Source organism: Hungatella hominis, from assembly GCF_014288005.1.
GTDB classification, from domain to species: Bacteria; Bacillota; Clostridia; order Lachnospirales; family Lachnospiraceae; genus Hungatella; species Hungatella effluvii.
The window spans coordinates 210739-225118 of the sequence record NZ_JACOPB010000003.1 but is presented as its reverse complement, the minus strand read 5'-3'; the positions used below and the strand labels follow the sequence as shown (position 1 = coordinate 225118).

Below are 14380 nucleotides of genomic sequence, written 5' to 3'. Positions count from 1 at the left end.
TTTTGCCGGGAGAGATTAAGAATGTATAGAAAGAGGGTTAGTTAGATGGGTTTGGCTACATTTAAAGGCGGCATCCACCCTTACGAGGGTAAGGAACTGTCGATGAGTAAACCAGTATCGGTACTGCAGCCAAAAGGCGAGATGGTTTTCCCGCTGTCCCAGCATATTGGCGCGCCGGCTAAGCCACTTGTGGCAAAGGGCGACCATGTATTGGTTGGACAGAAGATCGGTGAGCCGGGCGGATTTATATCGGCCTGCATCATCAGCTCCGTTTCCGGAACAGTGAAGTCACTGGAACCGAGAATGGTTGCAAACGGCGCCATGGTGCCGTCCATCATTGTGGAAAATGATGGTATGTATGAGACGGTGGAAGGCTTTGGCGAAGATCGTGATCCAAAGACCTTATCCAAAGAAGAGATCCGTAATATCGTAAAAGAGGCCGGCATCGTAGGCTTGGGAGGCGCAGGTTTCCCGACTCATGTAAAACTGACGCCGAAGGACGAATCCGCCATCGATACGATCATCGTAAACGGCGCGGAGTGTGAGCCGTATCTGACGTCCGATTACCGCATGATGCTGGAGGAACCCTTAAGCATCATCAAGGGACTGAATGTCATCCTCCAGCTATTCGATAACGCCAAAGGGGTAATCGGTATCGAGAACAACAAGCCTGACGCCATTCAGAAGATGACGGAGCTCGTTAAGGACGAACCGAGAATTACCGTGTGTCCGCTTCTTACGAAGTACCCGCAGGGTGGTGAGCGTTCCTTAATTTATGCAGTTACGGGCAGAAAGATCAATTCCTCCATGCTTCCGGCAGACGCCGGCTGTATCGTGGACAACGTGGATACGGTTATTTCTATTTATAATGCAGTCTGCAAGACAACCCCGCTGATCCGCAGAATTATTACGGTAACGGGAGACGCGATTGCAAATCCGCAGAATTACAGTGTGCGGACAGGTACCAGCTATAAGGAACTTTTAGAGGCTTCCGGCGGCTTTAAGACAGAACCGGAAAAAATCATTTCCGGCGGACCGATGATGGGACAGGCACTGTTCAATTTAGAGATTCCGGTAACGAAGACCTCTTCTGCCCTTACTGCTATGACGAAGGACGAGGTGGCGATTCATGCTCCTTCCGCCTGTATCCGCTGCGGAAGATGCGTAAGCGTCTGTCCGAGCCATGTGGTTCCCCAGATGATGATGGACGCGGCGGAACGCTCCGATATCGAACGTTTTACCGCATTAAATGGTATGGAATGCTGCGAATGCGGCTGCTGTACGTATGTGTGCCCTGCGAAGAGACCTTTAACCCAGGCCTTCAAGGAAATGCGTAAAGTAGTTGCGGCAAGCAGAAAGAAAGCGTAGGAGGGTGAAGAATGAGTAAATTATTAAACGTATCATCATCACCTCATGTCAGGGACCAGGTAACAACGAGTAATATCATGCTGGATGTTGCGATTGCCATGATTCCTGCGACTGCGTATGGTGTATATCAGTTCGGAATAAAAGCAGCACTTGTCATTCTTGTGACAGTCCTTTCCTGTGTGCTCAGCGAATATGTGTACGAGACACTTATGGGAAAACCAGTCACGATCAGCGACGGAAGCGCCCTGGTAACGGGTATGATCCTGGCGCTCAACATGCCGCCAAGCATCCCGTTATGGATTCCGGTACTGGGCGGTATCTTTGCTGTTATTGTTGTAAAGCAGTTATACGGCGGCCTTGGCCAGAACTTTATGAACCCGGCTCTGGCGGCCAGATGTTTCTTACTCATCGCATTTGCGGGCAAGATGACTACCTTCACATATAACGACGCGGTAGTAAGCCCGACACCGCTTGCAGCCTTAAAGGCAGGCCAGGCAGTGGATATTCCGGCTATGTTCATCGGCAAGATTCCGGGAACCATCGGCGAGGTATCCGTGATCGCCCTGCTGATCGGCGCAGCTTACTTACTGATTAAGAAGGTCATCACCATCCGGATTCCGGCGGCCTACTTAATCACCTTTGCAGTGTTTGTGTTTATTTTCGGCCAGCATGATCTTATGTATGTGCTTGCACATTTATGCGGCGGCGGTCTCATCTTCGGTGCGTTCTTCATGGCTACCGACTATGTAACCAGCCCGATTACACCGAAGGGCCAGATCCTGTTCGGTATTCTCTTAGGTGTGCTGACCGGCCTTTTCCGGTTGTTCGGCGGATCCGCAGAGGGTGTTTCCTATGCGATCATCATCAGCAACATTCTGGTGCCGCTGATTGAGAAGATTACCCTTCCAAAGGCGTTTGGAAAGGAGGGCAAGTAAGATGAAAAAAGGCGGATTCATGAAAGACGCATGGATTTTATTTGCAATTACCTTGATTTCCGGTCTGCTTCTGGGCGCTGTCTATCAGATCACCAAGGTCCCGATCCAGATGGCCGAGGCGAAAGAGAGTCTCCATAAGTATCAGATTGCCTATCCGGATGCGGTGGATTTTGTATTTGATCAGGCGATCCAGGATCAGGTGGCTGTATCCAAAGAAACTTTAAAGGAGCAGAAGCCTGAGTACGGCAATGTTGCGGTGAGCGTGGCCTTAAAGGCAGTGGATGCTTCCGGCAACGTAATCGGACACATCATAACGGCCTCCTCCGACGACAGCTACGGCGGAACCGTCAAGGTTTCCGTCGGAATCACCAATGAAGGACAGATTACCGGCGTGGAGCTCCTGGAAATCAGTGATACACCGGGACTTGGAATGAAGGCGACAGAGCCTGCGTTCAAGGATCAGTATAAAGATAAGTCAGTAGAAGAATTTACTGTGACGAAGACAGGCAGCACTTCCGATTCCGAGATCAACGCGATCAGCGGTGCGACCATTACTTCAAACGCAGTGACTCATGCAGTAGATGCGGCTCTTTACTTCGCAGCTAACTGCATACCGCAATAGGAGGTGGGATCATGAATAAATGTACAGAACGTTTATATAACGGCATCGTAAAAGAGAACCCTACCTTCGTCCTGATGCTGGGCATGTGTCCGACGCTGGCTGTTACGACTTCGGCCATCAACGGATTAGGTATGGGACTTTCCACAACCGTGGTTTTGATGTTTTCCAATATGCTCATCGCGGCGCTCCGCAAGATTATTCCCGACCGTGTCAGGATTCCTGCGTACATCGTCATCGTGGCAACCCTTGTTACCATCGTGCAGCTGCTTTTACAGGCCTATGTGCCCAGCTTAAACGCGGCTCTCGGTATCTATATCCCGTTAATCGTGGTAAACTGTATCATTCTTGGCCGTGCAGAGTCCTATGCATCCAAGAACCCGGTGATGGCTTCCACCTTCGACGGAATCGGTATGGGTCTTGGTTTTACCATTGCCCTTACAGCAATCGGCCTTGTGCGTGAGATTCTGGGCGCAGGCGCGGTCTTCGGAAAGGTGTTTATTCCGGAGGATTTCCATATTTCCATCTTTATTCTGGCTCCGGGCGCGTTCTTCGTGCTGGCTGTCTTAACAGCGCTCCAGAATAAGTTCAAGGCTCCATCGGCGACCAACGGCTCCGTTCCCCAGTCCAGACTGGCATGCGGCGGCGACTGTATGAACTGTTCCGGCTCTTCCTGTATGTCCAACCATGAGATTCTGGAGACAAGAAAGAGACAGGCAGAGGAGGATGCCCTGGCATCGAAGAAGGCCGACCTGGCTAAGAAGGAAGCGGAATTAAAGGCCGCTACCTCGAAAAAAGAAGAATAGGAGGATGGATAGATGAAAGAATTGTTTTTAATCGCGGTCGGCTCTGCACTCGTGAATAACGTAGTCTTAAGCCAGTTCCTCGGTTTATGTCCATTCCTTGGCGTTTCCAAGAACGTAAAAACTTCTGCCGGTATGGGCGCAGCCGTTATTTTCGTAATAACCATTGCATCGTTTGTAACCAGCGTGATCTATAAGGGAATTCTGGTGAATTTAAATCTGGAATTCTTACAGACCATCGTGTTTATCCTGGTCATCGCCGCACTCGTTCAGTTTGTGGAGATGTTCTTAAAGAAGTCCATGCCGCCGCTTTATGAGGCGCTGGGCGTGTACCTGCCTCTGATTACGACCAACTGTGCCGTACTCGGTGTGGCGTTAACCAATGTACAGAAGTCTTACAGCATTTTAGAGAGCGTTATCAACGGCGTGGGTACTTCCGTTGGATTTACCATCGCCATCGTAATGCTGGCTGGTGTGCGCGAGAAGATCGAGCATAACGATGTTCCGTATTCCTTCCAGGGATCGCCGATCGTGCTCATCACCGCGGGACTGATGGCAATCGCGTTTTTCGGATTTTCCGGATTAATTTAGGGGGAGGAGACGAAAATGATAACAGGTATTATCATAGCGGCAGCCGTAGTAGGTATCCTCGGTATTTTGATTGGTGTCTTCTTAGGTGTAGCCAGCGAAAAATTTAAAGTAGAAACAGATGAAAAAGAGATCCTCGTGCGCAACGAGCTGCCAGGCAATAACTGCGGCGGCTGCGGATACGCAGGCTGTGACGCTCTGGCAAAGGCAATCGCCGCGGGTGAAGCATCCGTGGATGCCTGTCCGGTAGGCGGAGCGGCTGCTGCGGGAAGAATCGGCGCCATCATGGGCGTGGACGGCGGAAACGCTGTGAAGAAAGTGGCTTTTGTAAAATGTAAGGGTACCTGCGATAAGACGAAGGTCCAGTACAACTACTACGGCATGGATGACTGCAAGAAGATCACAGTCGTTCCGGGCGCCGGAGAGAAAGCCTGCGTCTATGGCTGTATGGGATACGGTTCCTGTGTCAAGGCCTGCGCCTTCGATGCGATTCACGTGGTTGACGGTGTGGCTGTTGTCGATAAGGAGAAATGTGTGGCCTGCGGAAAATGTGTGGCCTCATGTCCGAACCATTTGATCGAACTCGTGCCGTATACGGCGGAGCACCTCGTTCAGTGTAACTCCCATGACAAGGGCAAAGATGTAAAGGCAAAATGTGAATCAGGCTGTATCGCCTGTACCTTATGCACGAAGCAGTGTGAGTTTGATGCGATCCATATGGATAATAATGTGGCGGTCATCGACTACGAGAAGTGTACCAACTGTGGAAAGTGCGCGGCGAAATGTCCGGTGAAGGTTATTATTTAATGCATAAAAGAGAATGCGCAGTTTTGTGTGCATGATGGGAAACGGAGTACCGGAGACGGTGCTCCGTTTCTGCATCCGCTGGGGAGCACGTTACAATTCACGGCCCAACCGCGGGCCTCTGCCGTCTGGTGCTGTCGGTTCACGCGCACTTGTTCTCTTGTCGCCGGACAGCCGTATCAACTCCGCAATTTCAAAGTCTGCGGCCTCACGTGAATTACCCATAATCCAGGCCAAATATTCCTCAGAAGTAATGATTTGCAGTAGTCTATCAAGTCCGTAGTTTTCCCCGCACAAAATCAAGTCATACTTTTTGAAAGGACGGAATGAAGTAACGGGACAAGTTGTTTTGTAATGCCTGTGGTATCCAAAATGGCGCCAGACTTTCCCAAAATGTGCGGTAAGGAGTTGTGACGCAATACGTTTTCTATTCTTTTAATCGATAAAATATAAAAAACTGTTGACAGTTTATACTGTAACATGTATTATTACAGTATAAACTGTAACTTAAATTATAACAGTAGTGGCGCCGGTAGTGATAACAGTAGCAACAGCAGTAACAATAGCAGTAATCGCAACAGTAATCGCAGCAGCAACACACCAGCAACAGCAAAACAAGTCTAAGTATACGGCCACAGAGCTCACCATAGAAAGCTGGCGGGATTGTCAGCGCGTGAAAAGGGAGGCGACCGGTACAAAGCGAAAGGAGTATTCAGTATGAACACAAGAGAACACACAGAGATGAAGATGAGGGGCAGCGCGGATGTATCGTATCTTGGAAGAACCGTGGATGAGATGGTATGGGAGTTTATGGAGGAACAGGAGATCCCGGGACTGACCCTGGCGATTGTTCAGGCGCCCTATATTCCGCGGGTTGTGGGATACGGATTTTCAGATGCCGGACAGAAGCGTCTTGCATCGGCGAATACACTTTGGCCGGCAGGCCCTATTTCCCAGGGATATGCGGCGGTGGCGGTCATGCAGCTGTACGAGGACGGAAGCGTGGAATTGGACGCGCCTGCCGCAGCGTATGTGGATTCACTCCCGGAACAGTGGAAGAGCATTACGGTTCGTCAATTGCTTCATCACGCTTCGGGGCTTGCGGATTACAGGAAGCAGGAGGGATTCAGTTTTACGAGAGAGTGGACGTTTGAAGAACTGGTCGGTCTGACTGCAGATCTGCCTCTTCAGTTTGAACCCGGAACAGAGGTGGCTCAGAGTGCAACGAATTTCCTTCTTCTGACCGAAGTGGTCGAGAGAGTGAGCAATATGGCGTACCAGGAATTCGTCAGGAAGAATCAGTTTGAACTCCTTGGGCTTAAGCATACATCGTTTTCGGAGGGCCTCTCAGCATTTCATCAGGAGGATTTATCCTTGAGTGAATACGTTCACCAGATCTTCAAGACCGACGGCCGGTATATTGATCCGGCGGAGACGGCTGTCAGCTACCAGAGCGACGGAAGTGCGTTTCCGCAGATGCATTCCTCCGCTCTCCGCGGTTTTGGGGACGTGTGGGCGTCGGCGCAGGATATCTCCTTCTGGGATATCGGTCTTGCAGGCGGTGTCCTGATCAAAAAACCGGAAGACAGAGCGGTTGTCTATGCGTCATGGACGCTTCCCGATGGACGGACCGTTCCGGGCAGCGCCGGATGGCAGTTCTACCATCACAGAGGCCTGATGGATATCAAAGGCTCCGTACCCGGCTTTTCCTCTTTCTTAAGCCGCTTTACCCATCCGGAGGAATTGGTATGCGTCACCCTGATGGCAAACAAGGAGGGCGTGGATTTCACGAATCTGGGAAGAAAGATTGCCGGCGCCTTCGGAGATCTCCTGTCCACCAATTACGATGATACGCGGCTGTTCCTGATGGAAGGCCAGTTCTCGGCAGATGAGACGGTAAACAGGCTGGAGAAGCAGTTAAATGCAATGGATATCCCGGTGTTTGCCAAATTCGATCATGCAGGGAACGTAGCGGAGGCCGGATTGGAACTGAGACCGACAACGGTTCTCGTGTTCGGAGCACCGAAGGTTGGAACCGGTCTCATGCAGGCGGACCAGAGCATCGCGCTGGAGCTTCCTCTGAAGATCGCGGTATGGGAAGATGAAGCGGGAAGCACCTGGCTGGCATTTCCTAAGATGAAACCAGTGGCGGAGGAATACAGCCTGGGAGATCACCCGGTGATCAAAAATATGCAGAAGCTTCTGGAAAGGCTGGTAAAGAAGGCTGCGAATCTGTATGAAAGCTGATAGAAGAAAAAAACGCTGTGCTGTCCGAGGAAAGGGACAGCACAGCGTTCTTTTTTTGTGTGTATCAGGCTTCCGCTTTAATTCTTGTGATCTCGCTCTGGATTTCCACCATCCGGCGTCGTTCCGTATGCTTTTTTGATAAAATCATAGACATACAAGTTAAACCCTGTATGGCCTGTTTACAGTACAAGTTAAAAATTATTTAAAAATAGTTCTATAAGCTTTGTGCAAAATATAAAAATAAACATCAAAAAGACAAGAAATATGCTTCACGTGAGTCATATAAAATAGTACAATATGCACTATGACTCATCTGTGCACATGAGAAATCATTGAAATAAATGACGAATTCTTTAGAATAATGGTTAGGGAGGAAATAATCCAGTGATTACAAGAGAAGATGTAGCAAAAAGGGCCGGCGTATCGGTCAGTGCGGTTTCCAGAACAATGAACGGCAGAGGATATGTTTCAAAGGACAAGAAGGAAGCGATCTATAAAGCGGTGGAGGAACTGGGCTACAGGCCGAATCCCCTGAGCAATTCCCTGAAAAACAGACAGACTTATCAGCTGTGCTTTTTTGGTTCGGATATCTACAATTCCTTTTATACAGAGCTGTTCAATAAAATGTCCGATTATGCCATGGATCGCGGGTACACGTTGTTCTACTTTTCTAATTTCAGTGTGGAACGGGTAAAAACCATGCTGATGGATGGAATGATAGTAGAAAACGACAATGTGGCAGAGGAGGTACAGGCATTTTTAGGAGAACAGTTTTATATGCCGATTGTTACCGCCTCCTACGGAGTACCTGTCAAAAATTTAAAAAGGATTCCATATGTGGATGTAGATACGTACGATGCTGTGGAGATTGGACTTGCCTATCTAAGAGAGATGGGGCATAAAAAGATTGCCTTTGCTACGTTGTATGATTTCTTTTATGACAGCCGTTTACATCCGAGGCATGTGGCATTCAGTAATCTGATGAAGCCTGTTTATGGAAAACGATTCAGGGATTATATAATCGACAATATTGGAAATACGAGACCAGCTTTTGCCAGAGAGAATTTTTTCGAGGAAGGAATGAGCTGTGCTGACCGGTTCCTTGAACGGAAATGTGAGGCGACTGCCATTTTCTGCTTTAATGATGAATTTGCTATGGGTATGCTGAGGCGCTTTGAACAACTGAATATCAAGGTTCCTGATGATATATCAATTCTCGGCATTGACGGTATTGAAAACAGAAAGTATGTGACACCGTTTCTTTCTTCTGTGTCTTTAAATATCAGGGAGCAGGCTGAGTGCTGCGTCAGTACCTTGCTGGATATGATTGAGGGGCGTAGAGTAAACTATTTTAACTCCTTCAAACCGCATCTGAGTGAGGGGGATTCGGTAAAAAAAATTGTAACTCAATAATTATGATTTATAAATTTAAAGGAGGAATTTAAACTATGAAAAAGAACGGACTACAAAGAAATTTGGCGCTGACCATGGCTGCGGTTATGGCGTTGTCTTTGACTGCCTGCGGCACATCATCAAATACCGGTAGTGACAAGACAACGGTGTCGGGTGATGGCCAGCAGACTGCCAGTATGCCCGCAGATCCGGCGGACTTAAAGGGATCTATCATCGTGGGTGGCTGGCCTTCTGGAGATGATGGCTTTAAAGCAGCTCTGAATGGATTTCATGATAAATATCCAAATATTGAAGTGGAATTCCAGTTTACCGATACAACCAGCCACCACCAATCCCTGGCTACCTCCCTGGCAGCAGGCTCAGGGGCTCCTGATGTGGCGATGGTTGAAGGCGCTTACATTGCCCAGTACCGCGATTCCAAAGCTCTTACCAATCTTTTGGACGAGCCTTTCAACGCGGAAAAATATAAAAATGATTTTGTTGCTTTAAAATGGGATCAGGCGTATTCTGTTGATAAGTCCCAATTTGTTGCAGTACCGTGGGATGTGGGACCTTGCACGTATTTCTACCGCACTGATGTGTTTGAAGAATGTGGACTTCCTACCGACCCGGCTGAGGTGGCAGAACTTATGAGTACCTGGGATGGCGTTTTGAAAGCTGCAAAAGCCGTCAATAAGCCGGGCGAGAGATGGCTCGTTCCCAATGCAGCCTACTTCTATCAGCTGATGTACTGTAACAGGGATTACTATGATGAGAAAATGAATTTGAAACTGGATCGTGAGGGTGATCTTGACTGCTTAAATGCGATTATCGATTTAAGAGCGGATCAACTGGATATGAACGTGGATATGTGGAGCACGGAGGCTTATGCGGCCTATGCAAGCGGCGCTTGTGTTTCAGTGGCAACCGGAGGCTGGTTTGGTGGATTTTTAAAAACAGATATTGATCCGGACGGTACCGGACATTGGGGAGTTGCCGAACTGCCAGGTGGAATTCCTCACTGTAACTGGGGTGGTTCTTTCCTTGTAATTCCGGAACAGAGCAAGAATAAAGAAGCGGCGTGGGCGTTTATTGAGTACATGCTCTGCAGCGCGGAACCGCAGAATGAGATGCTGGAAGCAGTTGATTATTTTCCCGCATATACGCCCGCCTATGACAACACGGCGATCTATGATGCGGAAGATCCATATTTTGGCGGACAGAAGACAAAAGCACTCTGGGCCTCCATCTCCGAGGATCTGGAACCTGTATTTAATACTATTATGGATGTAACGGCCGAGGGGTGTATCTACAATTCCGTTAATGCCGGTCTTAATCAGGGCCTTGATGCTCAGGGGATCAAAGATCTTCTCGCAAAGGATATCGAAGATGCTACCGCAGAGCTTAAAAATCAGCAGATCCAGGTATATAAGGATGCCGGTTTATGGAATGAATAGAAGGAGGAGCAGCGATGGGGAAAAAGAGAAGAGGGAGAAAAGGATTCTTAAAAGTCCTCTATGAAAACAGAGTCGCATACGTGTACATAGCACCATTTTTTCTGCTGTTTGCGATATTTAGTTTATTTCCGATCGCCATGGGCTTCGGACTCAGTTTCTTCCGATGGGATGGAATGTCAGCTATGCATTTTATCGGGTTAGAAAATTACTTGAACTTATTTAAGGATGTGCTGTTTTGGAAGGCGCTTAGAAATACGCTGGTTATTGGAATTATTGCTCATATTCCTATTTTATTTGGAGGACTGGTGCTGGCCTATATCCTGAATGCAAAGCTGATTCGGGGAGAGAACATTTTTAAGACAATTTATTTTATGCCCATGGTTACCAGTTCCGTTGCAATTTCAATTATATTTATGCAGCTTTTTAGTAATAACTACGGACTGATTAACTTTATTGGAAGCTTTTTCGGGTTTGGTAAGGTGAACTGGCTGGGAGGTGACGGATCGCTCATTAAAGTGGCAGTAATCGTTATGTTTGCATGGAAGTGGATTGGCTGGAACATGGTTATCTACCTCGCGGGGATGCAGGGGATCAGCCATGACATCTATGAGGCATCCAGAATCGATGGGGCAAGCCATATACAGACAATCTCCAAAATTACGATTCCACTGCTTAAACCGATTATAATTTTCACATTGATCCAATCCACCATAGGAATGTTTAACCTCTTTACGGAACCATTTATTCTGACGAATTCCAGCTGGACAGGGGGAATCAACAATGGCGGCCTTACACTGATGATGTATCTGCTTAATAAAGCGCCTCAGGGAGGTACAGCTTATGGCTATGCGTCGGCTGTTGCCTATGTGATTACAGTGTTCATTGTACTGTTTTCCGTAATCTTTAACAAGATGTCCAAGGACAGACAGCCGGTGAAGAGGAGGAGATAAACGATGAAGTATGTGAGAAAAGCAATTCTGTATCTGGTATTGGGGCTCATTGCGCTGATTATGCTGCTTCCATTTTATATGATGTTTGTTATGTCCAGCCTCACGACCAACGAGATTTATTCTTTTCCGCCTCATATCTGGTTCGGCAGCAGTCTGGTGAAGAATTTTCATACCATGATGGGGCAGATCGATATTGTAAAGGCATTTATCAACAGCTGTATCATTTCGATTTCCTATACATTTCTCTGCCTGCTGTTTTGTTCTATGGGCGGTTATGCGTTTGCAACGTATGATTTTCCGGGAAAGAACAAGCTGTTTGCCACTCTGCTGGGAACGATGATGATTCCGTTTACCGCCGGTATTATACCATGGTTTATGATGATGTCGAAATTCGGCTGGATCAATAGCTATCAGGCACTTATTATTCCGAACTGTGCCAATGCGTTTGGTATTTTCTGGATGCGCCAGTATTGTCAGAACAATGTCCCGATCTCCCTTAGAGAAGCGGCTAAGATTGATGGATGCAGCGAGTGGACGATTTTCTTCAGGGTTATAAGCCCAATACTGATTCCTGCGTATTCAGCTCTCGGGATTATGCAGTTTGTAAATACATGGAATGACTTTATGCAGCCTTTGCTGATACTCCGTAAACCAAGCATGCAGACATTGCCGCTGGCTTTGAAATCTATGGTCTCTGACCGCGGTAATGACTACGGCGCGATTATGCTTGCCAGTACCTGCGCGGTTTTGCCTTTGCTGGCGGCTTTCCTGTGTGCGTCAAAGTTCTTCATGTCAGGGCTGACGTCGGGAGCGGTAAAAGAGTAGGTGCAGCATAAAAAATAAGATAAGTTTAATTATACATAAAGGAGACGAAATACTATGGGCATTCATTTTGGAGTCGATTATTACCCGGAACACTGGCAGAGAGATCGGTGGGAGACCGATGCTGAACTGATGAAGGAGATGGGGCTTACGGTAGTCCGAATGGCTGAATTTTCCTGGCACAAGCTGGAACCGCAGGAAGGAAAGTATGACTTTGCATGGCTGGACGATGCCATCGACCTGCTGGGCCGCTACGGAATCAGGACGATTGTGGGAACGCCTACGGCTGCTCCGCCTGCCTGGATGGCAAACCGCTATCCTGAGATTCTTCCGGTGGACCGGGAGGGACGGATAAGAGGTTTTGGGGGGCGTCACCATGACTGCCAGTCCAATGCCGTATACCGTGGGTTTGTGCGGAAAATTGTGACCGCTATGGCCCTTCATTATAAAGATAATCCGAATGTCATCGGATGGCAGCCGGACAATGAGCTGGGAAACAGCCATCATGATTTGTGTATGTGCGAAAGCTGCCGGAAGAACTTCCAGGGATGGCTCGAAAAGAAATACGGTACTGTGGACCGCTTGAATGAAGCCTGGGGCAATGCCTTCTGGAGCCAGGAGTACAATGAATTTTCGGAAGTATTTACACCAAGGATTACAGTGACAGGTGAGAACCCATCCGCTATGCTGGACTGGAAATGCTTCTGTTCTGACTTGATTGTGGATTTCATGAAGGAGCAGACCGATATTATCCGCAAATACTGCCCGAACCATTTTATTACCCACAATTACATGGGCTTTGCCGATAAGGTGGACTACTATGATTTGGGAAAGGAACTGGATTTTGTCAGTCATGACCAGTATCCCGGCGGATTTTTTGCCGATGAGTCCCATGGACGCGGCGATATCCTGGCATCCACCCTGGATGTGGTAAGAAGCTACAAAAATAAAAACTTCTGGATCATGGAGCAGCAGTCAGGAATCACCGGCTGGGAAGTGATGGGGCGTGCGCCGGCGCCGGGGCAGCTTTCCCTGTGGTCCCTCCAGTCGGTGGCTCACGGAGCCGACGCGGTGGTGTATTTCCGCTGGAGAGTCTGCGCAATGGGGACGGAGCAGTACTGGCATGGAATTCTGCCTCACAGCGGTAATCCCGGCCGCAGATATTACGAGCTGAAGGAGATGATACAGAAGGCAGCTCCATTGATGGAAAAGATGGAGGGCTCCATGCCCGCTCCGGAAGTCGGCATCGTATATTCGTTCCGGCAGAATTACGCCCTTCAGATTCAGCCGCAGAATCCCAATATGTCTTATACTGAGCAGATTCAGGAGTACTACAGGGCATTTTACGACAGACAGATTCCGGTGGATTTCGTGCCGGATGACGGGGATTTCGGCAAATATAAGCTGCTTGTCGCGCCGCTTCAGTATCTGATGAATTCCGAACTGGAGGAACGTTACTTCCGTTATGTGAAAAACGGCGGCCATTTAGTCCTTACCATGCGAACCGGAGTGAAGGATGAGACCAATATCTGTATGACCGACCGGGAACTTCCGGGACGGTTGTCTGAACTTACGGGTTCGGAGGTATTGGATTATGACTGCTTAAGAGATGCAAGAGTATCGGCGGTCTTTCAAAATGAAAGCCACACAGCCCGAAACTGGTGTGACATCATAACCGTGAAGGAGGGAGCGGAGGTCCTTGCAGTCTATGCCTGTGAATTTTATGCTGGAGAGCCTTGCATTACTAAGAATGAATACGGACAGGGCTGCTGTTACTACATCGGAACGGAGCCTGACGAGGCGTTCATGGCGGCCCTGGTCCGGTATATGACAGATGCAGCGGGGGTCGCAGCGTTGGGAAATGCGGATAAAGGTGTAGAGCTTGCCGCCAGAGAAAAAGCTGATCGCAGATGGATATTTGCTTTGAATCATACAGACAGGGAGAGGACTTACTCCGTGGATTCCTCCTACCGGCTGGTCTATGGCGAAGAGGCAGGAAAGCTTAATGGATATGAGGTACAGATACTCGAGAGGAAGATTTAAAATGGCAGCATAGCTGCTGTGTTATTCTGGGTTTTGTATTCTGGACTCAGAACGTGGATTGAAATAAGATAATCGGAGATTCTGATGATATGTGAGGCCGTCTTAGGATTACCGCTTACGGCCCGCCGAAACTTTTCGTTACCCGAATATACATAAAAATGACCGGGAGTGCCGGACACAGAATGTGAGTGTCCGCTGCTCACGGTCATTTTTATGGCAGACGGGAGCTAGTACAGCATTGCATAAGTTCCGGTGAATTCTGCACTCGCTATTCACGCCAGGACCACGCCCAATTCCTGTCATAATTCCATGATACATTCAACTGGTGGAGAAACGCTGCAGCTTGTTAATC

Annotated in this window: 12 protein-coding genes; all 12 read left to right on the top strand. The window is 48.4% G+C overall.

Annotation, left to right across the window (positions count from 1 at the left end; all coding sequences use genetic code 11):
* The first annotated feature begins 45 nt into the window (after positions 1–45).
* The 12 genes from rsxC to H8S75_RS08985 all read left to right on the top strand — a co-directional run bounded on the left by rsxC (position 46) and on the right by H8S75_RS08985 (position 14028).
* Entirely contained in the window at positions 46–1368 is a 1323-nt protein-coding gene (rsxC, locus tag H8S75_RS09040) for an electron transport complex subunit RsxC (protein WP_002600146.1), read from the top strand.
* An 11-nt stretch (positions 1369–1379) separates the two neighbouring features.
* Positions 1380–2303 carry an RnfABCDGE type electron transport complex subunit D gene (locus H8S75_RS09035; protein WP_002600145.1) on the top strand — a complete coding sequence of 308 codons (924 nt, stop codon included), beginning with the start codon at positions 1380–1382 and terminating at the stop codon, positions 2301–2303.
* Between the two features lies 1 nt (position 2304).
* Positions 2305–2925 (top strand): RnfABCDGE type electron transport complex subunit G, encoded by a 621-nt coding sequence (locus H8S75_RS09030; RefSeq protein WP_187020909.1) that lies wholly within the window; start codon positions 2305–2307, stop codon positions 2923–2925.
* Between the two features lie 11 nt (positions 2926–2936).
* Positions 2937–3728 carry an electron transport complex subunit RsxE gene (gene rsxE, locus H8S75_RS09025; RefSeq protein WP_002600143.1) on the top strand — a complete coding sequence of 264 codons (792 nt, stop codon included), beginning with the start codon at positions 2937–2939 and terminating at the stop codon, positions 3726–3728.
* A gap of 12 nt (positions 3729–3740) precedes the next feature.
* On the top strand, positions 3741–4316 hold the full coding sequence (gene rsxA, locus H8S75_RS09020) for an electron transport complex subunit RsxA (protein WP_002600142.1): 576 nt from the start codon (positions 3741–3743) through the stop codon (positions 4314–4316).
* 15 nt (positions 4317–4331) lie between these two features.
* A complete protein-coding gene (locus H8S75_RS09015; protein ID WP_187020907.1) occupies positions 4332–5120 on the top strand; it encodes an RnfABCDGE type electron transport complex subunit B in 789 nt (262 codons plus the stop codon).
* Between the two features lie 714 nt (positions 5121–5834).
* Positions 5835–7364 (top strand): serine hydrolase, encoded by a 1530-nt coding sequence (locus H8S75_RS09010; RefSeq protein WP_187020905.1) that lies wholly within the window; start codon positions 5835–5837, stop codon positions 7362–7364.
* Positions 7365–7748: 384 nt separating this feature from the next.
* Positions 7749–8777 carry a LacI family DNA-binding transcriptional regulator gene (locus H8S75_RS33330; RefSeq protein ID WP_187020904.1) on the top strand — a complete coding sequence of 343 codons (1029 nt, stop codon included), beginning with the start codon at positions 7749–7751 and terminating at the stop codon, positions 8775–8777.
* 35 nt (positions 8778–8812) lie between these two features.
* Entirely contained in the window at positions 8813–10213 is a 1401-nt protein-coding gene (locus tag H8S75_RS09000; protein ID WP_187020902.1) for an ABC transporter substrate-binding protein, read from the top strand.
* A gap of 14 nt (positions 10214–10227) precedes the next feature.
* On the top strand, positions 10228–11163 hold the full coding sequence (locus H8S75_RS08995) for a carbohydrate ABC transporter permease (RefSeq protein ID WP_187020897.1): 936 nt from the start codon (positions 10228–10230) through the stop codon (positions 11161–11163).
* Positions 11164–11166: 3 nt separating this feature from the next.
* Positions 11167–11988: a carbohydrate ABC transporter permease gene (locus H8S75_RS08990; protein WP_187020896.1), complete on the top strand. Its 822-nt coding sequence runs from the start codon at positions 11167–11169 to the stop codon at positions 11986–11988.
* Between the two features lie 54 nt (positions 11989–12042).
* Positions 12043–14028 (top strand): beta-galactosidase, encoded by a 1986-nt coding sequence (locus H8S75_RS08985; protein ID WP_187020895.1) that lies wholly within the window; start codon positions 12043–12045, stop codon positions 14026–14028.
* The last annotated feature ends 352 nt before the right edge of the window (positions 14029–14380 follow it).

Coding starts and splice junctions, on each gene's coding strand:
- H8S75_RS08995 (WP_187020897.1), top strand. CDS start 10,228: ATGGGGAAAAAGAGAAGAGGGAGAAAAGGATTCTTAAAAGTCCTCTAT.
- H8S75_RS09030 (WP_187020909.1), top strand. CDS start 2,305: ATGAAAAAAGGCGGATTCATGAAAGACGCATGGATTTTATTTGCAATT.
- H8S75_RS09010 (WP_187020905.1), top strand. CDS start 5,835: ATGAACACAAGAGAACACACAGAGATGAAGATGAGGGGCAGCGCGGAT.
- H8S75_RS08985 (WP_187020895.1), top strand. CDS start 12,043: ATGGGCATTCATTTTGGAGTCGATTATTACCCGGAACACTGGCAGAGA.
- rsxC (WP_002600146.1), top strand. CDS start 46: ATGGGTTTGGCTACATTTAAAGGCGGCATCCACCCTTACGAGGGTAAG.
- H8S75_RS08990 (WP_187020896.1), top strand. CDS start 11,167: ATGAAGTATGTGAGAAAAGCAATTCTGTATCTGGTATTGGGGCTCATT.
- rsxE (WP_002600143.1), top strand. CDS start 2,937: ATGAATAAATGTACAGAACGTTTATATAACGGCATCGTAAAAGAGAAC.
- rsxA (WP_002600142.1), top strand. CDS start 3,741: ATGAAAGAATTGTTTTTAATCGCGGTCGGCTCTGCACTCGTGAATAAC.
- H8S75_RS09000 (WP_187020902.1), top strand. CDS start 8,813: ATGAAAAAGAACGGACTACAAAGAAATTTGGCGCTGACCATGGCTGCG.
- H8S75_RS09015 (WP_187020907.1), top strand. CDS start 4,332: ATGATAACAGGTATTATCATAGCGGCAGCCGTAGTAGGTATCCTCGGT.
- H8S75_RS09035 (WP_002600145.1), top strand. CDS start 1,380: ATGAGTAAATTATTAAACGTATCATCATCACCTCATGTCAGGGACCAG.